The organism is Alloalcanivorax xenomutans (genome assembly GCF_032810065.1).
GTDB classification, from domain to species: Bacteria; Pseudomonadota; Gammaproteobacteria; order Pseudomonadales; family Alcanivoracaceae; genus Alloalcanivorax; species Alloalcanivorax xenomutans.
The window spans coordinates 970,521-996,025 of sequence record NZ_CP136538.1 but is presented as its reverse complement, the minus strand read 5'-3'; the positions used below and the strand labels follow the sequence as shown (position 1 = coordinate 996,025).

12 protein-coding genes are annotated in these 25,505 nt (G+C 61.8%); 4 read left to right on the top strand and 8 right to left on the bottom strand.

Annotation, left to right across the window (positions count from 1 at the left end; translation table 11 throughout):
- Window positions 1–7: 7 nt before the first annotated feature.
- Window positions 8–4,573, bottom strand: coding sequence for a phosphodiester glycosidase family protein (locus RYH70_RS04635; RefSeq protein ID WP_317009843.1), 4,566 nt, complete (start codon window positions 4,571–4,573; stop codon window positions 8–10).
- A 289-nt stretch (window positions 4,574–4,862) separates the two neighbouring features.
- Between RYH70_RS04635 and RYH70_RS04630 the strand changes: the two genes are divergently transcribed.
- On the top strand, window positions 4,863–5,669 hold the full coding sequence (locus tag RYH70_RS04630) for a LuxR family transcriptional regulator (protein WP_080530524.1): 807 nt from the start codon (window positions 4,863–4,865) through the stop codon (window positions 5,667–5,669).
- 319 nt (window positions 5,670–5,988) lie between these two features.
- On the opposite strand, the gene RYH70_RS04625 is transcribed toward RYH70_RS04630, so the two are convergent.
- From RYH70_RS04625 to RYH70_RS04615, 3 genes are all read right to left on the bottom strand, one after another.
- Window positions 5,989–7,260, bottom strand: coding sequence for a PstS family phosphate ABC transporter substrate-binding protein (locus RYH70_RS04625; protein ID WP_317009842.1), 1,272 nt, complete (start codon window positions 7,258–7,260; stop codon window positions 5,989–5,991).
- A gap of 468 nt (window positions 7,261–7,728) precedes the next feature.
- Window positions 7,729–8,520 carry a LuxR C-terminal-related transcriptional regulator gene (locus RYH70_RS04620; protein WP_317009841.1) on the bottom strand — a complete coding sequence of 264 codons (792 nt, stop codon included), beginning with the start codon at window positions 8,518–8,520 and terminating at the stop codon, window positions 7,729–7,731.
- A gap of 58 nt (window positions 8,521–8,578) precedes the next feature.
- On the bottom strand, window positions 8,579–20,314 hold the full coding sequence (locus RYH70_RS04615) for a filamentous haemagglutinin family protein (RefSeq protein ID WP_317009840.1): 11,736 nt from the start codon (window positions 20,312–20,314) through the stop codon (window positions 8,579–8,581).
- Between the two features lie 432 nt (window positions 20,315–20,746).
- Between RYH70_RS04615 and RYH70_RS04610 the strand changes: the two genes are divergently transcribed.
- From RYH70_RS04610 to RYH70_RS04600, 3 genes are read left to right on the top strand one after another with little or no spacing between them, the layout of a single operon-like run.
- Window positions 20,747–21,349, top strand: coding sequence for an STN domain-containing protein (locus RYH70_RS04610; RefSeq protein WP_317009839.1), 603 nt, complete (start codon window positions 20,747–20,749; stop codon window positions 21,347–21,349).
- Complete coding sequence (locus tag RYH70_RS04605; protein ID WP_317009838.1) at window positions 21,346–21,903, top strand: RNA polymerase sigma factor; 558 nt, start codon at window positions 21,346–21,348, stop codon at window positions 21,901–21,903. Before RYH70_RS04610 ends, RYH70_RS04605 begins: the two co-directional genes overlap by 4 nt.
- Window positions 21,900–22,883, top strand: a complete 984-nt coding sequence (locus tag RYH70_RS04600; RefSeq protein ID WP_233924558.1) for a FecR family protein — start codon at window positions 21,900–21,902, stop codon at window positions 22,881–22,883. Before RYH70_RS04605 ends, RYH70_RS04600 begins: the two co-directional genes overlap by 4 nt.
- A 46-nt stretch (window positions 22,884–22,929) precedes the next feature.
- Here the strand turns inward: RYH70_RS04600 and RYH70_RS04595 are convergent, their stop codons facing one another.
- From RYH70_RS04595 to RYH70_RS04580, 4 genes are read right to left on the bottom strand one after another with little or no spacing between them, the layout of a single operon-like run.
- On the bottom strand, window positions 22,930–23,226 hold the full coding sequence (locus RYH70_RS04595) for a hypothetical protein (protein ID WP_026949722.1): 297 nt from the start codon (window positions 23,224–23,226) through the stop codon (window positions 22,930–22,932).
- A 26-nt stretch (window positions 23,227–23,252) separates the two neighbouring features.
- Window positions 23,253–24,218: a peptidylprolyl isomerase gene (locus RYH70_RS04590; protein ID WP_055099717.1), complete on the bottom strand. Its 966-nt coding sequence runs from the start codon at window positions 24,216–24,218 to the stop codon at window positions 23,253–23,255.
- 57 nt (window positions 24,219–24,275) lie between these two features.
- Window positions 24,276–24,767: a YbjN domain-containing protein gene (locus RYH70_RS04585; RefSeq protein ID WP_026949720.1), complete on the bottom strand. Its 492-nt coding sequence runs from the start codon at window positions 24,765–24,767 to the stop codon at window positions 24,276–24,278.
- Window positions 24,768–24,808: 41 nt separating this feature from the next.
- Window positions 24,809–25,477 (bottom strand): hypothetical protein, encoded by a 669-nt coding sequence (locus tag RYH70_RS04580; protein ID WP_022994181.1) that lies wholly within the window; start codon window positions 25,475–25,477, stop codon window positions 24,809–24,811.
- Between the last annotated feature and the right edge of the window lie 28 nt (window positions 25,478–25,505).

Genomic DNA, 25,505 nt, shown 5'->3' with positions numbered 1-25,505 from the left:
CAGCTCCTTAACGCCCCGCCCGTGGGGTGATGATGGTGTCGTCCACCACGGTGCCGTCGAGAGTGCGCGTCAGCACATGCATGCTCTCGCCGTCGATTTGCAGCGTGGTGTAGGTATTGACGTTGTCGTCGAACAGCACACCGGCGAACTTCGCGATGCCGCCGCCGCTGTTGTCGTAGTACTTGGCCGAATCGGAACCAGCGATCAGGTAGGTGGCACCGGCCGGGTGCGGCTGCCCGCCCGCCATCGGCACACTGCGCGAGTACATGTGGTCGTGACCGGAGAGCACCAGATCGATGCCAAGTTCATCCACCAACGGTGGCAGGTACTGCATAACGCGGCCATTGCCGGAGGCCGGGTTGCCGTTGTACGGCGGCCGGTGAATCATGACGATCTTCCAGGTCTGGTCGGACGCGCTCATATCCGAGCGCAGCCAGTCCATCATCTTCGGCCAGTCACTTTCCTCGGTGAGTTCGCTGGTCAGCACGGCGATGTGGGTATTGCCGTAATCGAAGCTGTAGATAGCGCCTTCGAAGGGATCGGCCACGCCGCTGTCGGTGGGGTCGAAGCGGAACATGGCGGCGAATTTCTCCGCGCCTTCGTTGTACACCTCGTGGTTCCCCTCGGTGGGCGCCAGCAGATGGGACGCCAACATGCCCTCACCTTCCAGGGACTCCAGGAACAAGCGCACCAGACGGTAGTCGCTCAAATCCTCGGTCAGGTCGCCCACATGCAGAATCAGATCACCATCCGGCAATTGCGCCTGCATTTTCTGGTACAGCTCCGTCACCAGACCGCTGCCGTTGAAGATGTTTTCATTGGACAGGGTCTGGGTATCACCGAACAGATGAATGTTCACCTGGTCGTCGCCGTCATCGGTGGTGAAGCTGAACTCGACGCTTTGGTTACCCGCACCATCGCCGACCCGGTAGCGGTAGGTGGAGCCCGGTGCCAGGTTGTCCAGCGCCACATGATGCACCCGCACCACGCCCGCTTCGGAGCCGTAGAAGAAGGGCAGGATCCCGGATTCACCGGTGGCGCTCTGGTTCAGGGAACCGGCGCCGTAGGCAACCTCGCTGGCGCTCACGTCCGTGGAGGTGTACCAGGTCACGTTCACCTGAGAGCCATCACTGCCCGGGGTCAGGTACACATGGCGCGGCGCCGGCGTCAGCCGTTCCACCAATGCCTGCACATCGGTCATCAGCGACGAGCCCTGATCGTCATAGGCCCGGAACAGCAAATCCTGGGAGTCGCTGCCGGCGGGCAGGGTCACGGCCAGACGGCCTTCCGCGTCGGTGGTGCCGAGCACCACGACGTCACTGATCTGGTCCGTGCCACTGTTGTAGGTGAAGGTCTCCACCGTCACCCCGGAGGCGGCGTTACCCTGCTGATCCACCACCAGCATGTCCAATTGCTGGCCGCTGATGCCCCAGTGGGTCAGCAAACGATAACGGCTGCCCACTTCCTTGCGCACCACCGGGTGGTAGTAGGTATCGCCATCCAACTGGCCGTTCACCACTACCGAAACGAAGGTGTTCTGGATGTAGTCGCGCACCTTCAGTTCCAGATACGCCACCACGCCGGTATTGTCATTGAACCCGGTAAAGCGCCCGCTCCAGTTGCCTTCCGTGGTGCTGACATCGGTGGCGCTCAGGTCACCGTCGATCACCGTCATGGCGGCTTTGGTGGCGTCGTAGTCGAGACTCAGATTCAAGTCACCGAAGTTGCCGCCGCCCTCCACGCGGATCGGTACCTGGAAGGTGCCGCCGGGGTAGAACTGGATATTGGCACTGTCGATGTAAACACGCGGACCACCGGTCAGCACCTGGAACAGATAATCCCCGGCGGTGACGTTGCCGTTGGTATCCGCCACGCGGTAGTCCACCCGGTGCCAGCCGTCCGCCAGACCGGCGCTCTGGAATTCGATACGGTCCTGGCCATTGTTGGTGAGCGAGGCGGAAACGTCCTGGCCATCCAGGGCCACATAAGCGCTGCCAAAATCCACGCCGGAATCGTCATGCACCTGCAAGGACAACAAAGGATCAGACTGCTCCACCGTGGCGTCGGCTTGCGGCGACACCGTCACACCGGGACCGGCGAGATCGGTGTCATCGCTGTAGATGGCGGTGAAGTCGTCCAGAATCACGTGGGAGTCGATGCGCTCGGCGGTCTTCAATACCAGGAAGCGGAACGGCTGGAAGAAACGCAGCGGTTCCCTGTAGCCGGACCCGATTTCCGCTTTCATGAAATGCCAGCCCCGTTCCGGCAAGGCATCGCCATCGTTGTTGTAGTTCAAGGTGACGGTCTTGCCGTCGGCATCCTTGAGACTGCCACGCACCCACCACACCTTGCCGGCCAATTCATCCGGGATGTAAACGTTCACGCCCAGATACTTGGGGTACCCCGGCAATTCGGTGACCTGGCCTGGATCGGTGAGATAAGCGCCGAAAGTGCCGGGCTGGGCGGGGTCCGCTTCCCAGCTCAGCTTCATCGAGTAGTTACCAGAAAATACCTGATCGGATACTTTCTCGATATTCACCGCCTTGTGTCGCGCACCGCCCGGCGCGAAGGCGCTGGTGTCACCCTCGAAGTCGGTCACCAGTTCCGGCGCCACGCCGATGTTCACCACGGTACTGGCGCTCTTCCCGGCAGCGGTGGCGGTAACGGTACAACTGCGGCCTTGCACCGGCGCCACGGACAGCACGCCGGTTTCCGGATTCAGAGCGCAATCGTCGGTGTTGTCCAGCTCATAGCTGATGACGTCGTTGGAATAGTGCACGCTGTCGCCGTCACTGATCAGCAGCGGCGTCAGTTGCAGGCTGCTGCCGCTGTCCACCGCGTACTGCTCGCTGGGGAAGCGGATCTCGTCGATGGTACTGGTGACGCGCACACGGGCCACACCCTTTTGTTCGCCGACCCGAACCACCACATACCCTTGCGCGTCCGCATCGGCGGCTTTGAAGGCACCGGTGCGGCTGTCGATCAATCCCAGGGACGCATCGCTGATGCCGTACTCCGGGATGTCACCGCCCCCTTCCCAGGACGCACTGTCGTAGCCCACGCCCCGGAAGCGGCGATAAACGGACCCGGCCATCACCGTCAGTTCCCGGGGATAAACCGCTACCTCATTGGCGTCGTAGCGCGCCTGTTCCGCGTTCAACACCAGGCCCCACTTGGTGGCGGTGACCCGCTCGCCGCCATCGGAGGGCGTATTCACCAGGTAGGTGTAACGTTCGCCGGGCAGACGTGCCGCCAACGTGGAAGAGCCGCCGCCGTCCAGGTTGATCGCCTGCACCGCGCCATAGCCGATCATGATCTGGCCCAGCTTGGTCTGGGTGATACCGTCGTAGAGAGAGCCCACCGGCTTGTCCACCACCAGGAAAAAGGCGCTGCCATCGGCGCGAATGCCAAAAGCGGTGCGGCTGCTTACCGCCACTTCATCCTGATTGCTGCCAAGCTGACCGTCCTTCACCAACAGACCACGGCCGAAGCCGGCCCCCAGGGCACTTTCCACCTGATCCCAGGACGGATCGTCGGTTTCGTAACGGATATCCACCCGGCTGCCCGCGGACAGCGCGCCGCCATCCACCAGCAACGCATGACCAGCGGGAACCACGTAGTGGGCACGGTCTTCCACGCGCCCCACCACGGTTCCGGACAGTGGCGGTAATTGCACGCTCACCTCGCCGTCGCCCCGCGCCACCACGCTGACGCCATTGGCCTCGGCGGCGATCAGCGCGGCGCTGCGACCGGTCAGATCAACAGTGCCGCGATAGCTTTCCGCCGGGTACAGCTCCAGTTCGGAACCGCCACGGCTGAAGCTGGTGTTGGCCTGGCTGGCATTATCGAAGTAATGCACCTTGCCCAGCGGCTCCAGCAACTGGCCATTGTGATACACATTCAGAGTGAACTCCGGCACCTGCTCAAGAATGCCGGGCGAACCGTCCTGGTACACCACGATCGCCTGTTCGTTGCGATCGGAAAATCCGGTGTAGGTGACCCCGTCCTTTTTGATCAGACCCATGTTCCAGCCCTGGGTCATGTTATACGGATCGGCGTTCACCGCCAGAATCACGTTCTGGCCGTTGTCGATGGCATGGTTGGCGGACGCGGTGGTGCGCTCAAAGGAGAACTGACCATTGGAACGGGTCAACGGCACCAAAGAGAGACTGCCGCCGGTGGTGAACTCCGCACTGAAGATGCCTTCATCGCGAACGTGATTCAGACGACCGCTGGTCAGGCTCAGATCGGTATTGATCTGGAAGCGCTGGTAATCGCTGATTACCGTAGGTTCCTTCTCTTGCTCCCGTTCGGTCACCCCATTGACCACCGGGGCGGGGTGCGGCTGGAACTGGTCGTCAGCGCCATCAGGTGCGGCGATTATATTCGCGGTAAACGTTTCCGCACCGGAGAGGTCCTCCACATAGGGGACGTCCTCTTCCACCGGCACTTCGACGATCTTGTCAACGAACTTGGTGTCGGTATCCCCACCACAACCTGCCAGCAAGGACGCGATCAACGCCGGCAATACAGCCGCACGCCATCGGCCCGCGTGGCGAACGCAAGCTCCCATGATGCTCTCCCGAATAGATAGACAAATGTCAGGGCAAAGGCCCCGCTAAAGATCGGGCACGATAGGAGAGCACGGTGGCAAATCGATTACCGGCAGGTGACAGAGTTTATGACAACCGGCCTTCCCCTTTTTCTGTCACGGGGGTGACATCTTCCGCACCTAACAGGCTGTAAGAAAAGACAGGGTAATCATCATGAAACCGTAATACTTACTGCCTAATCTGTTATGAAAATCCGAGAATCAAAATCATAAAGCGAACACCCATAAACCACAGGGAAGGCTCAGGGGGATGTTCTACGACAAAAGCTTGGTGGCCCAGATCCTGGCCATCACCCGCCTTACACGTCTTACACGTTTGCACACGGCGGTGGAATACTTCATCCGTGAACACGGCTTCCAGCGCTATTTTTTTGTCATCAACAGCACGGTATCTCTGCATCAGTCAGAACCACTACGCTTGCACAATCTGGCTGACGACTGGGTCAAGCTTTACCAGGACGAACATCTGATCAATACCGACCCCCTGGTCCACTACGCCCTGAACCGTCACCTGCCATTGGACTGGCGCTCCCTCATGACCCTGCCGGACTACGACACCGGTGAGCAACGCCGCGTCATGATCCTGCGTGCCCACCACGGCATGGCCTCCGGCTGCACCGTCCCCCTGGCCATCGGCGGACTGCATGCCCGTTTCAACCTGATCAGCGAAGAGGACGGCGAGCGCGCCTGGGACCATGTCCATCAATTCCTGCCCTACGCCCTGTTGCTCGGTAACGTGATCCTGGAACGCTCTCGCACACTGCGCGGCCAGGACCGCGCCCTGACGGCACAGCAACGTGAAGCCCATTGCGCCGAAGCACTCAACAGCCGCGAGAGGGAATGCCTGGTATGGGCCAGCGCCGGCCACACCAACAATGAAATCGGCCAGCGCCTGGGCATCACCGAGCGTACCGTGGTCTACCACCTCAGCAATGCCTGCCGGAAACTGCGTGCCCGTAATCGTCAGCATGCGGTGACCCGGGCGATCCTTTCCCGGCAGTTGCCGCTGGAGGGGCTGCCAGTGCAGTTTGATTCGCAGGGTGGCGGGGACGACTGAAGCGGGTAAAAGCCTCGGCATGTTTACTCTGGCCCCGTCGAAATATTCGCTTGCAAGCAAGCTTCCCACAGCCCCCATGTCATGCCTAACTTGATCCGGCATCTCCTTCTTCCTCTACAAAGCCGCGCCCTTCAGACGGAGATCCCGGGTCACACAACGGTGCTTAGAGCACCGTTTGGACGCCCCGCAGGGCGCCCCGAAGGGGGCGTTCAGTGGCGTTAAGCCATTGAACTATCTACCCCGGGATGACCGGGTACAGCCTTTAAAAAAAGGGGCGCCCTCTTGGGCGCCCCGCTCCGGTCAGGACCGGATATGCTGCTTAGTTAATGCAGGTGTCGATGATGTTTTCAGATGCGGTTTGGATACCACTGGCCAGGCGGGCAAAGCCTACCGGCAGAGCGGAAGAGCCGCTGATCACTTCCTTGAACAGATCCCGGGTTGCCGCCGGATCCACGTTGTTGTCGGTGTAGGTCAGCAGGTTGGTGACGGCGGCAATCGGATAGTCACCTTCCAGTTGGGCCGCCGGATTGATCACCGCCAGACAACCTTCAACCAGAGCCGGATCAATGGAAAACAGGGTTTGTGTGGTCGGCAGACCAGTGGATAAATCAACATCCCCCAGAACCGTATCCGGCAGCAGATCGCCAATAGCGTACCCTACAGAGGAGGCGGTAGCGGGATCGTGCCCTTCGATCAAGGCATAGGCCAGACCGGCCTCATCCACGTTGGCGAAGTTGGCGAAACCGATGGACCCGCTGTTGGCGGCTACCGCGGCAACCACACCACCGTTACCGCTGGCGGTAACACTGGAGTTGTAATCGGAAGGACCGTAGGAATCGGTGAAGTCTTCTGAAGTGACGAAAGCATCACTATAGTTAACGTTACAGTTAGCGGCAAAGTACTGGGTCGTGGCGAAAACCGTGCCACTCTCATCGGTACGGACCACCATGGTGATCGGGTCGGAGGAGCTGACGCCCACATCGGTCCAGACCTGAGCGTCCCCACTGAAGATGTCGCACACTTGCTTGGTGGTCAGATTCACATTGGTGATCGGGTTGCCAAAGTTATCCTCAACGTTCACCGGCAGACCGATCAATGCACCCAGAGCAGGCACCTGTACCAGATTATCGCGGGTGGCTTGATTGCCATTCTGGAAGGTAGCGATGTCACTGGCGTTCAGCGGAGCATCAGAACCGGCGAAATCAGGCAGTGCATTCAGGCCGCTGAAACCGGCGGGGGAAGCGCTGTAGTCCCGGCAGTCACCGGAGGCGGACCAGCCCGGAGCACCGAGCAGAACGCGGCGACCCGTGCCGCTGCCGGTTTGGCAGTAAGAAGCGGTATTACCGGTCAACTCGTAGTCAAGAAAAATACCACCGAGGATTTCTGCCTGTACATAGCCGCTGCCGGCATCCAAGCCAGCAAAAGGATTAGAAGATAGTCGAGCTTGCGGGTTGGACGCTGTGAAGGAATCTCCCACATAAGCCAGAGCCGGCAGGGAAGCACCACCGCCTACCAGATCGGTGGCGGAGGCAGCGAAAGGAGCGGAAGCGATAGCGGCAGCCAAGACTGCCTTCTTGATCATGGCGTTCATAACAACAATACCCTCTTGGTGTCTAATTCGATTGCAACGAAGTGCGGCGAACCGCATGAACCACACTAAAGAGGGCGCGTTTCCAAACCTTTTCATTTCAGGGAATATTGCCGGTCGGTCAGGCGACGTTTTCTTGTCACGGTTTTGTTGTTTCCGGCAGTTTGTAACCGGTTTTTCGTTGTCTTTTATGAACCCCGCTTGCATACGGGGGTTGGGCACTGTTGAACAGGGAAGAGATGTGACAGAAGGTCATAAATTGGCGGATAAGATTGCTGTAATTGGCAAAGAATGAAGACCGCTCTTAGGGGTGAATTCAGAGATTGCTACAAGGTGTCTGTAGGAGCTTGCCTGCAAGCGAATTGGTCTCTCGGCCCAAAAGAATTCGCTTGCAGGGCAAGCTCCTACAGCGGCTTCGTAGGTCGAGCGGGGAACAACAGAGATGTGATCGCCTTCGATCACCGGCAAGCGCTAAACCATGTTGCCAACCAGCCGGGAACTATCACTGGTGGGACCAAACAGCTTTCGAGACAGGATGGCCTTGGTGACCGCGTGTTGGCGATTGCGGGCATGGAGTTTTTCGCAGGCGTGGTGAACGTGATACACCACGGTACGTTCGCTGATGCCGAGCAGCGCACCGATTTCCGCGTTGGTCTTGCCTTCACTGGCCCAAAGCAAACACTCCCGTTCCCGTTGAGTGAGCGGTGTGCCGCCATCGGGCTCCATCAGGTCGTCGTCTTCTTGCCGGGTCAGCCCCCGGGTTTTATCCAACAGGACCTGTCCCAGCAAAGAAGCGTATGGCAGGTAGCGGCGAATACAGAGATCCGCTTCCTCGTCATCATGATCACAGATCAAATCCAGCCGCGCCAAAACGCCACTGGCCTGACTCAAGGGCACGGTGCAACCACTTAATAGTCCGTGTTGGGCCCGCGCCGCCATGACGCGCAGATAACCCCGGTGCTGGTAACCGGGCAGCGCCATGATCTGCTTCCAATCCATGGGCAGGGTACGAGTAGCGGCGTAATGAACGAGGGGATCCTGATCCGGCTCTCTATCCATTTCAGGCCGGCGGCCATTGACCGGCAAATTGTGCAAGGTGACCGGGTCGCGGCCTGTCAGCGCATGCTGCCCGCGCAGCGAAAAATAGTAAAAGCGAAACCCGTGCATCTGAATCAGATACGTGGTGGCGGCATGCAGGCGCGCCAGCGTGGTCACCCGGGTCATCGCCAATATCTGACTGGCCGCATCACGGTCGTAGAACATCCTTGTGCCTCCTGGCAATGCCCCGGAGCGGGCTTGCTCCGGGGTTCAACCGAGATGATCAGCGCGACTCGAGTCCCCGGCGCTCAGCGGGCGTCAACATGCCCGTCTGGTTCGCCGACAACGGCCCCGCCCCCAACACCTGTACCATCCCCTCCCCAGGACGAGAGGCCGGGGCGGCGCTGGTCCGGTCGCCTCCCGCTTCCAGCCGTTCCTGGCCGTAACCGAGAATTTCCACGCTGATAATGGAAGGCTGGTTCTGCTGATAGCGCCGCCCCACCTGCTCCGCCGCCTGCACCGCACTGGAAGCGGCGTTGCTGGCGCTGGTCAGGGCGCCCACGTTCACCGCCGCCACCGCCGGCAGGCCGGTGGAGTCCCCTTGCACCTGGATGTTTTCCGCGTTCACCACCTGCAACGCCGCCACATTGATACTGCCGGACACACGAATACCCGCCTCGCCAGCATCGATCACGCCCAGCGGCGCGATCAGATCAATGTCTCCTGGCGGCACTTCCGGGATCGGCGCCAGAGTGGCGATGCCCGCGCCGGTGCTTGGCACCGACGGCGACAGGGTGACAACACCCAGACTGTCGTAGGTGCGGCGCGGCGGCGTGTACACCAAGGTAGTTTTGGCACCGCGGCCGGCGTTGATGTCACCAGCGTTGGACCAGGCGAAGATGTCGCCGCCGTAGGTGGTCATGATGCGCGAGAGACCGAGCGCGATATCGCCCTGGCTGAACAGCTGAATATCGCCGCTGCCCTGAGTGAGGATGCCATTGTCGCCGTTCTCCGGGCGCACTGATTCCAGGCCGATGATCAAATCACCGCCGGGCACCAGCATCTGGATGTCGCCGCCGCCTTCGGTGCGGATCAGACCGGAGCGCTCGGTATTCCCATCCTGAGTCGTGAACATGGTGAAGTCACCCTGGTAACCGGAGGTGCCCATTTCACTGTCCATCTCCGGCAGCAGGGTCTCGATCACGCGGCGGCCACGCAGGTAGCTGCCGAAACGGGGTCCTTCGGAATCCGTGTACTCCCGTCCCCCTTCCCGCAGTTCCGCGTAATAGAGCTCGCGCAAGAAGATACGCTGCTGCTCCGGTGCCAGATTCTGGAAATAGGCCAGGGCATCGGTGAGGTCCAGACCCGTTAGCCCGAAACGCTGTTCCAGCCAGGCCCTCAGTTCTTCGTCGTACACCTTGACGACCTTGTCCGGTTGCTCGGCCAGAGGCCTTCCGGCCTCGGCCAGATTGGCCGGATCCAGATAGCGATCGATGAGCGCCTGATAATCCGGGCCGGACGCGCCCATGCCGACATTGATGACGATGTCAGCGCCGCCGTTCTGATCACCGCCGACGACATCACCAAAAGCCCCGAGAGTACGAATCTGCCCCCGGTCGGCCTGATAGAAACCGCGCCCCGCGGTCAGCTCCAGCGCGCCTCCGCCCATCACTTTGGTGTTGATGTGAATCAGATCGCGCCCCGCCTCGATGATCGAGACGTCCGTCGGCCCATAGTGCCCCAGCGCCGATGGCTGGCCCCCCGCGGTTGCGCCCCCATATTCAACGATATCCCGGCCGGCGCGAACATGAGCCGGACGCCCGGCCTGATTGATAAGACGCTCACTCCGGATGCCATAGTAGCCATAGTAGAGCTGGTAGATATCGCCATCACGGGCATAGAACCGCGCGGGGGATACCTCTGTACCGAGCAAATCCGGGTCATAGGCCGACGACAACCCCAGGTTGTAGATGGCGTCTCCGGCCAGAAATTCCAGCCACCCATCCGCGGAGGTGTCGGCCACTGATCCCAAAGGGGAATTACTAGGAGTGCTAGCATTGCCATAAATCGTGCCCTCCGCGGCGACCACACTGAAACGGGCGGGAAGAAGTATGGCGTCATTTGATACTGCTCCTACCCCCATATTCCCGCCGGCACTGAACAGCATACCCTCGGTCAGTTCGGTCCACAGCTTCACATCGCCGCTGTTCAGGTTCTCCGCGTTGACAATCTGGTCACCGTAGGTGTGTACCCGGGCCTGGGCATCGCCCAGCATCAGACGTAATCCACCATGAACTCTCCGGTCAGCCAGTAGCAGGTTCTCATCCGGCCGGGGATCCGTGGTGTTATTGGCAACAGCATAAGTGTGCCAAATCTGGCCGACGGCTCCGGCCCGCAGCAGCACATCGCCGCGCAGATTCGCTGTATATCCATCTGTTTCCCCCAAGGTGGCGATCCCTCTAGCCTCCCAGCTGTTGACCACGCCCCCTACTTCCAGCCTTAAGTCGCCACCGCCATACTTGCGCCCTTCGCCATCGGCATTTTCCCAACCAGTGGAGCCTACCGCCAGCGACAAGCCGCCCGGTCTGGCGCTGCCATCACTCGGGCCATAGGAATACACGCCAAAGTCCCCGCCTACCGATACAGAGAGATTACCGCCACCGAGAGTACCGATACCGTCAAAGGCAATCAGCTCGTCAGCGGCACCATAACTGCCGGTATTGAGCCACCAGGCCAGGGCGCCGCTCTCCGGATCACTCCAGGTCCACAGCCAGTCGGAAATCTGTCCCTTTCGCGAGTAAGTGTTGCCCCTCATATCCCGACCCGCGCTCACCAGCACGTTGCCACCACCCGTGGCGAAAGAGCCGGGTGTGGCTTCGGCAACACTCAGATAGGTGGGCTTGTCCTCTGCCTCAGGATCATCTTCTTCCCCGGGTTCCTCGGGAACGTAGGTATCACTGGGCAAGGTATCAGGATCTCTCTGGCGTTCAGGAGCGCCACTTGCCTCGGCGGCGGTTCCGGCGGTATAGACCCCGAAGGGGGTCTCCTGCTGATAATCCCGGGCAGCGATCAACTCCAGGTCACCGCTGCCGGTACGGATCACACTGATTCCCTCCAGGGTATCGGCGCTCCCCGAATGATGTCTCACCTGGTAGGGGTTACTCAGCGTCAGGTCACCCTCGCTGCCCTCGAGTGTTGAACGGCGGTCCGCCGCGGCCAGGTCCGCTCCGGCGACCAGCTTCAGATCCCAGCTTTGCATTCCTTCCGGCAACAAGGACGCAACAGCAACAATTCTCTGGGTCTGGAGGCTTCCTTCGAATCCATTTATCGTCATTCCTCGAGGCAACAGATCCTGCGGAAGCAGCGTTTTCGACTCGTTAAACTCATCCGCCCTCTGAATCTGCAGGCCGAATAGGTCGCTTCCAGCAGGAAGCGTGAGTGAATCAATAAAGATCTGAGCCATGCCAGATATTTCGCTACCGGCTGAAAAAACAGAACCGGCCGGTAACAGAATATTTTCTATGTAGGTTCCAGAATCAATCCGGCCGACATAAGCAGTCCCGTTTCGGTCTGTTACTGTTGCGCCTTCAGGAAGCAAGATCGGAGCCGTGAGGGTCGTATCACGCAGCTGAGCTCTAGTTGTGATTACGTCAACAGGTAACACCCCTCCGCTTCTGACTATGATTCTTGTATTAACATTAAGATCAAACGGCAAGGACCCACCATAGGTGTAGACCATAGCCAGGTCCCAGCCTGCCTTTAACGTCATTTCTTCATCGACTACATAGGGTGCCAATAGGCGGTTATTCCCATCCACCAGGGAGGGATCTATATCAACAACTGGATTGTAATTGTCATCCGGAGTGGTCGGTGGCCGATAGAAACCATCGGTGACATTGCCATTCACATCAAGGTCACCCCCGGCGCGCATCACGAACACCCCGGCGGTGCCGCTACCGTACACAACGTCATCGGCGTCCGGTCCGTAGCGGTATCCGGCAAAATCCAGATCACCATCGATACGCAGATTGCCGTCCTCGGTGGCGGAGACGATCTCCACGCCCGGGCGCAGAGAGAAGGCCTCGCCGGCGGCGTCTTTCAGGCTCGCCAAGCGCTGTTGCAACTCGTCATTGGCCAACGCCGCGTTGATAAAGTCCTTACTGTCATCATGGATCCGATCCAGATACTCCTGGTTGACCACCTGGGTGTTGCCGTGCTCCGGATCGGTGTCATCCGGAGCATCGTCGTAGCTCCAGAATCCGTTCACCGACACCCGCTTGGCGCCGGAGACCGTCAGGTTGTCACCGGCCTCCACCGCCACATCGTTGCCGGTTGCCGATGTTTCAGAAGGTGCACCCAGGCGGCGGGCATTCAGATCGACGGTGCCACGGGCTTCACCGCCCGCGCTCACATCCAACGTCACGTTATCACCCAGCACCAGACGGCCATCCCGGCTGGTCAGATTGATAACGGCCCGGTTGCTGCCTTCGATGGGGTCGCCGTAGCTGTCCAGCTTGAGTTGATCGCCGCTGGCGTCCAGGGTAGCGCCGTTCTCCACCCTCAGATCATTGGCGGCGGCCAGGTAAATACTGCCAGCGTAGTCGCCACCAGCGCGCAGATTGCCGTTGACGATCAGGTCACCGCCGTTGGCGGTGGCCTCGATATGACGGGCGCGGACTTCCTCGCCCAGAGTCAGGTCGCCTTCGTTGGTTTCGAAGCCGCGCAGGTAATCAAAGCCGCCGTCGGTGAGGCGTTGATTGAGCGCCACGAAACCGGGCAAGGTATTGGCCTTGATACGTAGGGTGCCGCCTTCGCCCTCCCCTTCCGGGTCCTCCCCTGGATTACGGGCAACCAGCTCACCAGCCAGGTCCACGGTGCCGTTGACGGCGGTGGCTTCCAGTTTGCCCGCGTCGCTGTATGGCGCGGACACATCGATACGGGAGCCCGCGACCTGCTGGACATTGCCTTCAACGCTTTCCAGGCTGACCGCGCCACCGAAGCTGTACCGGGTGACATCGAAGAACTCCACCGCCCGGCCGGCCACGTTGATCAGGCTGCCGTCGGCCAGCAGCAGATCCTCGGTGGCTTCGATGGCCACCTTGCCGCTGGGGGCGATGATGCTGCCCTCGACACGGACACTGTTGCCTTCCAAGGTCAGTTGAGCGCCCAGATCCAGGTCCGCCGGGTCCACGGCGGCTGCATCGGCAGGCCGGGTAACCAGCAGGTTGCCGCCGGTCCGGTAGGTCATTTCGGAACCGGCCTGGCCGGTGAGCACCGGGGAGCTCAGGGTCAGATTACCGCCGCTGCGTGTGCCATCGCTATCCTGCCGGTAAACGGACAAAGCACCGTACAGGTCGCTGGTGATCCTTTCCCGAGCCTGGAAAGTGACCTCACCGAAGCCCAACATCAGACGCTCCAGGGTGGCGTTGGCGGTTTGATCGCCCACCAGACCATTGAAGCCAAACACCACTTCATTGGCGTCCACCAGGAAGCCGCCGCTGCCGGTCCCCGCGCCGCCATCGATAACCTCGCCCGGCGTCACCGAGACATAATCCGGAACGAAAGGGGTCCCCCGATTTTCACCCAGCCCGCTCCAGTTGAAGCGGTCGGTACGGATCGTCACGGTGTCGCCTTCACCGCCCAGACCGTAAATGGCCGGGGAGATAAAACGCAGGGCGGCGCGGGATTCGCCGGTGGCGGGGTCGTAGGTATCCAAAGTCACGGGACCGAAGAAATTAATGGCGCCGGCCGCCTGCAGACTGAAGCTCTCCAGTTCCCCCAAAGCGAGCAAACCATCCAGGATACCTTGGTTCAGCCGCCAGCCGTCGGACAGCACACCCCTCGCCTCCGCCTCGGCCAAGGCGTCGTCAGTGCCAATATTAATGTCTTCCAGCGAGAGCAGCAGATCCCTTGCGCTCAGATCGATATCGCCGACGGTGATACCGCCGGGCGCCGCCAGCGCCACGGTGCCTTCGCCGTGCAGCGCCGCCCCATCCTCGATGCGCACACTGCCAGGACCTTCGGCCGCGCCGAGCTGCATCAGATCGTTACTGATCACCAGCAGACCGGTACCACTATCAGTGTCGATCAGAAAACCATTTTCCGCGGTCCAGCCGGCCGCACCCCGTTCCCGGCTGTCCAGGACCGCGCCGGATTCCACCACCACCGCGTCCGCGCCATTACCGGCCAGCAACAGAGTCCCGGCGCGCAAAGTGGCCCCGGAGCGCACTGTCGTGCTACCCGATGAGCGCGCAGTTCCAGTGGCCCCGGGTGGTGTCAAACCCAAGGCCAGCACGCTGGCGTCCAGATCGTTCAATTGGCCGGCATCGAGGGAAACACGGTCATCCGTGCCGTCACTGCCCTCACCCAGTACTTCCAGGTGGTTGCCATGGAACGAGATCAATCCACCACGGCCGCCCTCCACCCGTTCGTTCACCAGGGTTCCCGCGAATTGGAAGGCCGCCTTCCCGGTCAGCTCCGCATTGGTGAAATCGAACACCAGCGGGCGAGCCTGTTCCGGAAGCAAAGGCTGCATGATCGAGGTATCGCCGAAACGCGCCAACTGCGTGGCCATCCATTGGGACAAGGTGGTTTCGTTATAGCTGGCGTAACGGCGCACCGTATCGCCGGACATCACCGAAGCCCATAACGGCAGTTTTCCGGCTGCCCCGGTAAGGGCATTGGTGGTTTCCACCACGGTCCGATACACACCCGAGGCCGCCGTGGCAATACCGGGTACGGCGTATTGGGCGGCGTCACTCCCCAGTTCCACCCGGAACCCGCCGGGCATCAAGGCGTATTCCGCTGGAAGTAGGGTATAGGTGCCCGCCGCCAGGCCGGGCACACCGTCGCCAATGGCGATCTGCTGACCCACCTTGGAACCCGTATCCAGGGCCGGGTCGAGAGGGGCCTGGCCCTCGGCCAGACCGGGGACGATAGCGTAAACCCGGGCATTGCTGTCACCAGCGTGCCAGGGGGACGCATTGACCAGAGCGGTATTGAGGATGTCCACGGAACCGCCCCGTCCGGAGGTGAACCCCACGCCTCTCAGCTCTCCGCCGGCACTGACGTCGACCACGGCGCCCTCGCTGGCCGCGAAGGTTCGGGAATCGAAGTAGATGCCGCCCCAGGCCCTCTGAGACTGTTCATCACCTTGGCTGCCAGCGCCACCGGACCTGTCGTAAACCACCTCGGAACCGTTATAGAAGTATTTCAATCCATCGGTGGTATAACCGTAGGGCAACACTAAACCGGCGGCGCTGATCGAGGTGATACTGCCGGCCTCGAGCTGTACGTCCATGTCCAGATTGCTGAAATACCGGGGAGACGTGTTGTACTTCAGATTCCGTTCCGTCCCATCCCGGGAGAAGTCGATCCTTCCCAACGGTGCCAGTAGCACGCCGGCCTGCTCGATTCGCGGCGCCTGCAGGGTAAGGAAGCCGAACACGGACAGCGGCGCCGCCACGTCCCCTTCCCCTTCCCGCTCGAAACGCAACACCGCATCTTCGATCGGATCAGCATCACGCCCTTCACCGCTGAGCCCCACACGGATCAGGTTCGAGCTGTGCGTGGTGGGGTACAATCGCTCGGAGATAAAACGCAGTTCTTTGCCGGTCATAACGTCCGCGTTGGTAAGGCGGATATCACCGCGGCTGTGTAACGTCACGGAGGCGAAACCCGGCAAATCCACCTCGGCATACCCGGCGGGCGTTTCATAACGCCCCTGGGCCCCGAATGTCAGAGCGCCTTCCCCCAGATCAATAAGATCCGCGGTCACCGTGAAACGGCTGGAATCAGACGTCGCTGCCGATAACGGCGCCCAGTTATCGTAATCGAGACGGGGAAAAATACCGCCGCCATCAGCACTGGAAGGCAAAGTGGTCCGGCCCGCCAGGGTCACATAGGGGGCATCCAATGCCACACTGATCGCTGGCGTGTCCGAAGCCGCCGCCAGTGTAGCCGCGGACAGGGATAAACTGCCGCCCAGCGCCAACTCGGTGTCCCCATCGAACAGAATGCCGTCCCGGGCCCAGAGGGCGAGATGGTCGATCCCCATGCTCTCAAGATCATTCACCGCGATGCGAGCCTGGCCAAAAGTCAGTTCCTCGCCGTAACCGGAATCACCGTTCTGACTGATGGTGATATTACGTAGAACCGCACGCGGATCGTCGGGATCCGAGGTATAGATGGCGTTGCCCTCGAGCATCAGATCAAGGCGACCACCGTCTGCGTCATCGCCACCGGCATCGGCACGGAGCGTACCGTCGAAATAGATACCCGATGTGGAACGCATCGCCAGACCGCCTCCCGAGCTTGCCACGGAGGTCGATCCGGACGTTCCCAGATCCAGATCCGCACGGGTACCGGATACGTCGATCAAAGCGCCTTCGCGTACCACCACGAACGCATCGCTCAACTCAAGAAAACCCGTGCCACTGTTCATCTCCTCGGGGCGGTACGCGCCGAGAGTCACGGTGCCGCCATCCCAGACTTCACCATAACGGCGCCCGGCCGGCCCGGTCATCACATAGGCCCGGCCCGCCGCGTCCAGCACCGCCGTCTCGCCGATCACCAGGGTCCCTTCGTAGCGAAAGCTCGAAAGAATGGCGATTTCTCCGCCGGGCGCTCTCAGGGTGCCTTCCACGGCAACGGTGTTGCCACCGGAAATCACTATGGACTGCCCCGGATCGACGCTGATTTCAGCCCCACTCTGAACCTGAATGTCGCCGAAAACACCACGCCGTTCCGAGGTCAAGGTCAGGCTGGCTCCTCGGCGCTGTTGCGCGGTGCCGGCCAGGGGGTCCTCCAGATAGAGCGGTGGCAGCCAGAGTGCCAAAGCCTGGTTAAGGCTATTGGCCCGCGCGGCCTGATCCGTACGACGCAAAACCGGCATCATCACCGCCAAATCAGCGTCTCCGGACACCGTCAAGCCTCCACGTCCGTTGATGTCATAGGCACTGAAGCCGCTTTGCAGCAACGCCTCATCCAGCCTCAACATCGACGCCGGTTCCTCGCCGGAAGCCTCTTCGCTATTCCCGGGCGTGCCACCGAGGACAATGGCCTGACCCTGCCCGGATTCAATGGTCAGCACGCCGCCGCCGTCCACGCCATAACCTCTGAGGGTACCGTTTGTGCTCAAAGCGGCATCCGGGGCGATACTGCCGTTCAATGCCACGCTGGCACTCAAGGTGATGTCCCCGCCACGCCCTCCCAGCAGTTCTCCGTCCGCCTTCAAGGCGGCCCCGGAGGACACATCGACCTGGCTCCCTTCCGCCAAAGTCACATCCTGGGTGCCTTCGATGGTGACATCGCCGCCATCCACATAGGCCTGCTTCCAGTTCTCACCGCTTTCCAACAGGCCGTTGCGCCACAGGCCACGGGCGTCCAACTGGCCGTTTTCGGTCAGATGCAATTCGCTGTTTCCGTCCTCATCGGTGAACGCTATCGGAGTGAGACTGGTGCCGGCAGGCATCAATATATTGGTCAGCGCAGTATCCCCGCCCCGGGCGGTGACAGCGGCATCCACCGCCACCTGCCCGGACACCAGACGCAACTGCCCGCCCTCTGCCAGAGTCAGATCGCTCTCCACCGAAATGCTGCCGCCGGACACCAAATCCAGGCCACCGAGGCGCTGTTCATTCAAGCGGCCGGCGTCCAGCCAGACGGTGTTGAGCCGTTCGCTGAGGTCGGATTCCAGGGTGAGCTGTTCACTGATGTCGTCGAACTCACCGATGCGGATATCGCTGCCGTAGGCGTTTTCCAGGCCGTACTGGCCATACTGCCCCACCGCCAGGCGGCCACGGCGGGCCACCCGGTTCTGCGCTTGCTGGTAGCTGTCCCGGCCGGCGTCCTGGGCCTGGTTCTGGCGCTCGCCCTGGAATACTTCGGCGACGATGTCGCCCTCCAGCACGGCGGTGGGGGCGTTGATGATCAGGGTGCCGGCGTCGCGGCCCACGGTGTAGCCGTTTTCCAGTTGACGCTCCGGCGCGATCAGCGGATTGCGCCAGGCGTCGGTTTGCCCCCAGCGTTCGCTGACCCGTTCATAGCCCTGATAGATACCCGTGTAAAGCATGCTCGCCGGGGCGGTGGCGGCGTCGTACAGTCTGCCGTCGGCGCCTTTGAGCCAGGTTTTGGCGATATAGCCGGTCTGCACATCAAGGGTACCGCCGGACAGGTTCACCGACGAGCCGGTCTGGGTCACCACTTCACTGCCGCCGAGCAGCACGGTGCCGCCCGCCGCCGACCATTCCCCGATGCCGTGGCCCTGGGTATCCAGGTAACCGCTCACTTCCAGCAGACCGCCGGCGGTATACCACCGATCCGTCTCGTAGCCGCCGGTGCCGGCGGGCACGAAGATCAGGTTGCGGCGATCGACCCAGACATCGCCATTGTTGAGTCCGCCGTTATCGCGGTTGTCCGGAGAATCCCGCTGCTCATTACCCTGCACGTTGATCAGGACGTTGTTGGATTCCATCGCCACCTTCACACCCACGGAGCCGGACACGTCCAGTTCCGAGCCCGCGTTCAGGTGGGTGCGGCGGCCGGCGTCCACGGCGATCTGGCCGCCGGTGGCCAGGGTCAGGGAATCCTTCTCGAACACCACGTCGCCGCCGGAGACGATTTCCACCCGGGACTGGTCGCGGCGGTCGGCCATCAGGCCGATGTTGTCGAAGGCGCCGGTGATCATGTCATCGCGCAGGCCATCCAGTTCCGCCGACGACTCGATCAAGGCGTCACGCTGATTGTCCAGGGCGGTCTCGCCATCGTCCTCGATCACCACCGTGGTCACCGCCCCCTCGCCCAGGGTCACCTTGCCTTCGGTGTCGCTGGCCGAGTTGAGCAGATGAACGGTACCCCGGGTGTTCACCGTGGTGGTGGCCATGGCCACGCCCTGTTGGCGCACGTCGTGACCGGTGAGGGTGATGTCCCCTTCCCGCGCCACGATCAGGCCTTCATTGGTGACGGTGCCGGCGTCGCTGCCGGCTTCCCAGGTGCTGGCCACTTCGTTGCCACGGGTGGTGGAGGCCTGGTTGGCTTCGGTGCCCGCTCCCTTGCGGATGTAGAAGTCCTCACCGGCGGCCAGGGTGGTCTGGCCCCGGCGGGTGGTGATTTCCCCGGCGTTGTTCACCTCCCGGCCCATCAGCAGCACATAGCCGCCGCCCTGGGTCACCGATTCCGGTTCGTGGGTGGTGATGCGGGCGCCAGCGTCCACCGTCACGTTGCCGGCGGCGGCGGTGAAGGTGGGCTGGGAGCCGTTGGTGTCCACGTACAATCCGCGTTCGGTGAACTGCTGGTCGCTGATGTCGGCGGCGGCGGCCACCAGGTTGCGCACGTTGACCTGGCTTGAGCCGCTGAACACCACGCCGTTGCGGTTGACGATCATCACCGTGCCGTCGCCCTGGATCCGCCCCTGGATCTGACTGGGGCGGGCGTTGGGGTCGTTGACCCGGTTCAGCGCCGCCCAGTTGGCCTGCTGATCGAAGTCCACGGTGGTGTCACGGCCGACGTTGAAGGTCTCCCAGTTGAGGATGGCCTTGTCGGCGGTTTGTTCGATGCGGACGGTGGTGTGGCCGTCCTTGGTGGTCTGGGTCGGATCCTTGGCGCCCAGCCAACCGGCGGTGTCCGGGTTCACATCGACCTTGAGGCCGCCTTCTCCGAGGCCGTTGGGAATGTTCGACGCGGCCTGCTGGGCGGCCTTGCGGGCCGCTTCCTGCGCCGCTCTCTGGGCGGCCACGGCAGCGGCGGTGCGGCCAACATTGTTGATCGAGTGCTGCAAGCGCTCGCGAGCTTGCCGTTGCTGGGCCAGAGGCCGGGCGGTGGGGGCGGTATTGGCGCGGTTCTGCGCCGCGGCGCCACGGGCGGCGGCGAACCACTCCGGGCTGAACGGGCGCGGGCTGCTGGCCTCGGCCTGCCCGGCACCCACCGCCAGAATCGAGGCCACGGCCAGGGCCAGAGGCTTGCGGGAAATCACGGAACGTACCGGAGTGCGGCGGGCCGGTCTGGTGTTTTTGGTCAGCATGAAATAGGCGCTCTCAACAACGACTGTGGACGACCACCAAGGCGATGGCGGTGCACGCGACGGGCGCGCCCCGCATCCCTACACGCTAGCGACGGCGGCCACGGCACAACCCCAACGGCCCCCGGCGCGGCATCGGCTCCAGCGTGAACGGTCTTTGTGAGAAAGATGATCGGCCCGCCCCACGACCGCCGTTTTTTCACGGAAAGTTCATCAAGGGGCACAATCCAGGCAGTGTCGGGTTCTACAGTGCACGACACGGATTTGACATACAGAGCCTGCATGGTGGAGCACGGATTGAATCCACCGGTTCAAGACCCGGATGCAGTGTCTACAGGTGACCATGCCAGTGCCGTCTTTCCCGTGACGATCACCGCCTCTTTCGCCGACCGGAGCCTCTTTCTCCGTTTGTTGCGGCTGGTGGGGACGGGATTGATGCTGGCATCGACCCTGGCCGGTTACGCCAATGACGGCGCCCCCTTTTTTGATCTTCCCGCGCAGCCTTTACCGCTGTCGTTGGAGACTTTCAGTGAGCAAACGGGGATATCGATCTTGGTTACCAGCGATCGCATCCAGGACAAAACCGCCAGCGCCGTACGGGGCCATTTCCCTCCGGATCAGGCGTTGACGATATTGCTGAACGGTACCGGGCTGACCAGCCGCCGGTTGACCGATTCCGCCCTGACGCTGGTACCTGCCCAGCACGACGACGCCAAAACCGTCGCATCCAAGACTCGATCCGTGGTGCCGCCCGCTTATGCCCGCTCACTGCAACAATCGGTGCTGACCGGCCTGTGTCGCCATCAACCGGAACAACTGGGACAGTTTCGCCTGGTGGTGCAATTGTGGGCCAACCCTCAAGGCCGGGTAACCCGGGTGCACTTTCCGGACGGCGACGCCGAGGCACGGTGGGGAACAAGCGTCCGCGCCAGCTTCAAGGATCTGATCCTGCCGCCACCGCCGCCCGGCATGCCGCAACCGATCACACTGCTACTCCATCCGGGCACGCCATCCTGCCAAGGAGAATCCAGGGAATGAGTACCGCCGAGACTTCGCACCATTCGCTGCGCGATCTGCTGGTGCAACGCTATGACGAATTCCGTCAGCGTCTGTACAGCCGTCTGGGTTCCCACCAACTGGCGGAGGACGCCTTGCAGGAAACCTGGTTGCGAATTGAACGTATGCAGGAGGGCACCCGTGTTCACCATCCCGCCGCCTACCTTTTCCGCATCGCCATGAACGTGGCGGAGGAACAACGCCGTAAACACGCCAGAGTGATGACACTGGACGAAGTGGACGATCTCTATCAGATGGCGGATGAACTGGCCGATCCCGCCCGTGAGGCACTGGGTGAACAGGAGATCCGGATATTTCGCAGAGCTCTGGCGGAACTGCCACGCCGCCGACGCGCCATCGTTACCGCCGCGCGTATCGAGGACACTCCCCACGCGGAAATCGCCGAACGTTTCGGTGTGTCCCTGCGCACCGTGGAAAAAGAACTGCGCGCCGGATTACTGCATTGTTGCGAAAGGCTGGAGCGGGATTACGCCCCACGTTACGGGCCCAGACAAAAAAGGCCGACGCAATCATGACCGATTATCGAAATGCCCCCGCCCCCTCTTCCGACCGGATCACCCGGGAGGCAAGAGAATGGGTGGTGCACCTCTCCTCGGGACGCGCCAGCGCCGCCGACGGTGAAGCTTTCCGCCGCTGGTGCGCGCGGAGCCCGGAGCACGCCCGGGCATTCGTCCATTGCCGCCAGGTCTGGCAGGGCATGGAACAGGCCGCTACCAGCGAGAGCATCGAAGCCGGCGCTCATCCGCTGCCCCGGCGCCGTTCTTCCCGTTTCACTCGCCGGGCCTTTCTCGGCGGCGCCGTGGCGGCTTCGGCGGCGGGCTGGCTGGCGTTACGCTCGCCTCTGGATTTGTGGACGCGCATGGGCATGCAGTCCGCCGATCTTTGGACTGGCACCGGGGAGCAACGCGAAGTAGTGCTGCCCAACGCCGCCACCGTGCAGCTCAACACCCGCACCAGTATCGACGTGAATCGGCAGGCGGAACAAATCACCGGACTGGTGTTGAACAGCGGCGAAACCGAGATCACCACCGCCGATGGCAATCGCCTTCCCTTCACGGTAGCCGCTCAGAACGGCCTCATCGAAGCGCGCCGTGCTCGCTTCAATGTGCGCTTTACCGACGACCGCGTCCGGGTGACCTGCCTGGATGGGCAGGTGGCGGTCCGTCATCGGCACCAGAGTGTTCAACTCCAGCCTGCCCAGCAAGTGGTATACAACACCGCTCGCCTGTCCTCGGTCCAACACGTGGACCCGGACCGGGTGACGGCCTGGCGTCAGCGCATGCTGGTGTTCAACGGCACGCCTTTGGCCCAGGTGGTGGACGAAGTTAATCGCTACCGCCCGGGACAGATCGTGCTGGTGAACGATCAGCTTGGCCGGGTTCCGGTACAGGCTTATCTGTCCCTGGATAAACTGGAGGACTTCGCCGCGCTGGTCAAAGAGGTGCGCGGCGCGGAGGTGCGGTCACTGCCGGGCGGTATTTTGATTATCAGCTGAGAGAGCGGACTCCTGCTGATTCGCGGCCATGCCCCGCACCCCGCCGCTAATCCAGGCAGTAGTAGACCACTGAGTAGTTATACACCAGCGTTACTGGAGCCCCCCGCGCCACCGGGGCGCTCACCGCTTGTCGGGAATCCACGTTCTTCAAGCGAACGCTGTCCGTGCCACAAGCCTGGCGCGCCTTGGCGATACAGGGATTGGCTTCCACATCCTGGGTCGGTGAGCATTGCACGATCACCGAACGCCGGTACCCATCGACGGCTGAATCGGAGCCTGGCGCAGTACAGGCGGCCAGAAAAGCGGCGACCAGCGCCGTTGTAATTACCATCCGGATTGGCATACGGGTTCCTTTTTCGGCCAAGGCTGCTATTGGTTTTCCAACAGCGCCGTCACCGCGGCGCCATTGATGCTGAGAGAGGCCTCACCCACCAGTCGATTCAGGTAAGCCTCGGCATTTTGCCGCCGGCGCTGTTCCCTGACCGTGGCGCGCAGTTGATCGCGCACCTCATCGAAGGTGGCGGTTCTCGCCGCCTCGGTCTTCTCCAGCTTGAGCACATGCCAACCCGACGCGGTGCGAAACGGCGCGGAGACTTCCCCTTCCTTCAACGCCGTCACCACCGGGCGCGCCTCCGGAGTAAGCTGGGCCAATGACTGCACGCCGATATCACCACCCCGGGCGGCGGAAGCCGCATCATCGGAATGACGGCGGGCCAGTTCGGCGAAGTCCCCTTTTTTAGCGCGGGCTTCCTTCACCAATTGCCCGGCGCGGGCTTTCACCTGGTCGGCATTGGTGCCGTCCACGGCAAGAAAAATCTGCCTGAGGTGATAACGTTCCGGTACCGCCAGTTCCTGCTTTCTGCTGTCATAAAGCTGCCGCAGCGTGGCGTCATCGGGAAAGTCCTCCGGCACCTGGCTCACCGCGCCCAGATAGCTGCGCAGCAGGATCTGATCGCGCGCTTGATCGATGGCCTGTGTCACTTCCTCCCGCTTCTCCCAGCCCTGTTGCCGGGCCTCCCGGATCAGTGCCTTTTCCGCCAGACGCTGACGCGCCCAATCATCAAACAGCGCACGATCCCGCTGGATCGCCGAGCGGGCCTGTGGCGACAGCGCCGCCAGCCAGTCCGCCACTTCCTGATCGCGCAGACTGACCGCGCCCAGGGCCGCGACCGCATCCCCTTGCCCTGTGGAGGTGGGCGATGAGGCCGCCGGTGACGAAACCGATGCCGGTTCCGAAACGGCCACCGCCTCGGACGGTTGCATCACCCAAACGGTGCCAATGACGCCCGCCAAACCAGCCAACACCGCGCTGAGTAAAACCTGTGCGCTTTTCATTGTTCACTCCCAGGTTGAAACCATCGCCGGCACGCCGGCAATTCACTTCTCTACCCGTCACTCCGCCGCTTCCGTGCTTATCGCCTGCTCATGTTCCGAGGCATCGTCTTTATCGTGGCTCTCATTACGGTTCTCGTCACGGTAATTGCGCAGATAGAGCAGGAACTCCTGCAACAAGCGGTCCCAGATTTCCAGGTTGGCGCGCACATGGGCGCGGCGCACACCGCCAGCCACGATCACATCCATTTCCAGCACCAGAAAATCACCATGCCGGCTCAATCTCGAGAAACGCTTGCCGCGATTCCAGGCCGGGATCAGCCCTTCCGGCAACTCGCCCTGGATGCGCAAAGCGCAGCTGATGGTGAAGTCCAGAAGCCCTTCCCCCAACATATTACCGGGGCGCACGGCAAAGCCGATGCCCTGACTGGCGCTGAGCAGTTGCTTGCTGCCGTTATGCTCGGTTTCATTGGTGCGATAACCGGCTTCCTGCAACAGAGCACTGAGTTCTTCAAGAGGCAGAGTGTCGATGATGTGGTTTTCTTCGCTCATGGTGATGTCCTTAACAAGCCGTTGTGACGTTTCAATGATGGTCAGCCGTCGTTTTCCGCCGCACCGGCGTTACCGTCCTGGTCCGACCGCACCACGCCGACCTGGGCGTTATACAGCCGGTCTCCCATTTCCTGGGCCCTGTTCTCGAACTCCACCCGCGACGAGGTCGCCAGCGGCTGACGCATCTTGAACAGGCTGCCGGCACCGAGGCTTTCATAAGCGGACAGAATCTCCTTGCCCGCCATATACATCTCCTCGTTGCGGCTGACGCAGGTCTGCAATTCGGCGGTACGTTGTTGCAACGCTTTCTGCAGCGTCAGCCGTTCCGTTTCCTTGCCTTTGGCCAGGGTCAACAACTCATCGTAGGCGTCGCGCATCTGCTGGGCGCGTTCCTGGCTGGCGGCGATGCGTGCTTGACTGCTGCGTTGCTGGGAGGCCAGATTCCCTTCCACCGCATCGAGCCGGGCCTGCAATTTGGCCACCTGGGCCCTGGCGGCATCACGTTGCACTTCCGCGTTGGAACGGGCCGCCTCCAGGCCCGCTTGCCGGGATTGCAGGTCCCGCAATTGCTGGGTGGTGTTGCGCAGCTCGGTACGCAGACGTTCTTCCAGGCTGGACTGCTGGGCCTGTGCCCAGGCCGGCAAGGCCAGAACCAGCAATGTCAGCGTCGCGGGAAACCACTTTGTTTTGACGTTATCCGCCTTCTTCATGGTATTACCTCCCTTCATCGCCTGGTCG

Coding starts and splice junctions, on each gene's coding strand:
- RYH70_RS04635 (WP_317009843.1), bottom strand. CDS start 4,573: ATGGGAGCTTGCGTTCGCCACGCGGGCCGATGGCGTGCGGCTGTATTG.
- RYH70_RS04630 (WP_080530524.1), top strand. CDS start 4,863: ATGTTCTACGACAAAAGCTTGGTGGCCCAGATCCTGGCCATCACCCGC.
- RYH70_RS04625 (WP_317009842.1), bottom strand. CDS start 7,260: ATGAACGCCATGATCAAGAAGGCAGTCTTGGCTGCCGCTATCGCTTCC.
- RYH70_RS04620 (WP_317009841.1), bottom strand. CDS start 8,520: ATGTTCTACGACCGTGATGCGGCCAGTCAGATATTGGCGATGACCCGG.
- RYH70_RS04615 (WP_317009840.1), bottom strand. CDS start 20,314: ATGCTGACCAAAAACACCAGACCGGCCCGCCGCACTCCGGTACGTTCC.
- RYH70_RS04610 (WP_317009839.1), top strand. CDS start 20,747: ATGCTGGCATCGACCCTGGCCGGTTACGCCAATGACGGCGCCCCCTTT.
- RYH70_RS04605 (WP_317009838.1), top strand. CDS start 21,346: ATGAGTACCGCCGAGACTTCGCACCATTCGCTGCGCGATCTGCTGGTG.
- RYH70_RS04600 (WP_233924558.1), top strand. CDS start 21,900: ATGACCGATTATCGAAATGCCCCCGCCCCCTCTTCCGACCGGATCACC.
- RYH70_RS04595 (WP_026949722.1), bottom strand. CDS start 23,226: ATGCCAATCCGGATGGTAATTACAACGGCGCTGGTCGCCGCTTTTCTG.
- RYH70_RS04590 (WP_055099717.1), bottom strand. CDS start 24,218: ATGAAAAGCGCACAGGTTTTACTCAGCGCGGTGTTGGCTGGTTTGGCG.
- RYH70_RS04585 (WP_026949720.1), bottom strand. CDS start 24,767: ATGAGCGAAGAAAACCACATCATCGACACTCTGCCTCTTGAAGAACTC.
- RYH70_RS04580 (WP_022994181.1), bottom strand. CDS start 25,477: ATGAAGAAGGCGGATAACGTCAAAACAAAGTGGTTTCCCGCGACGCTG.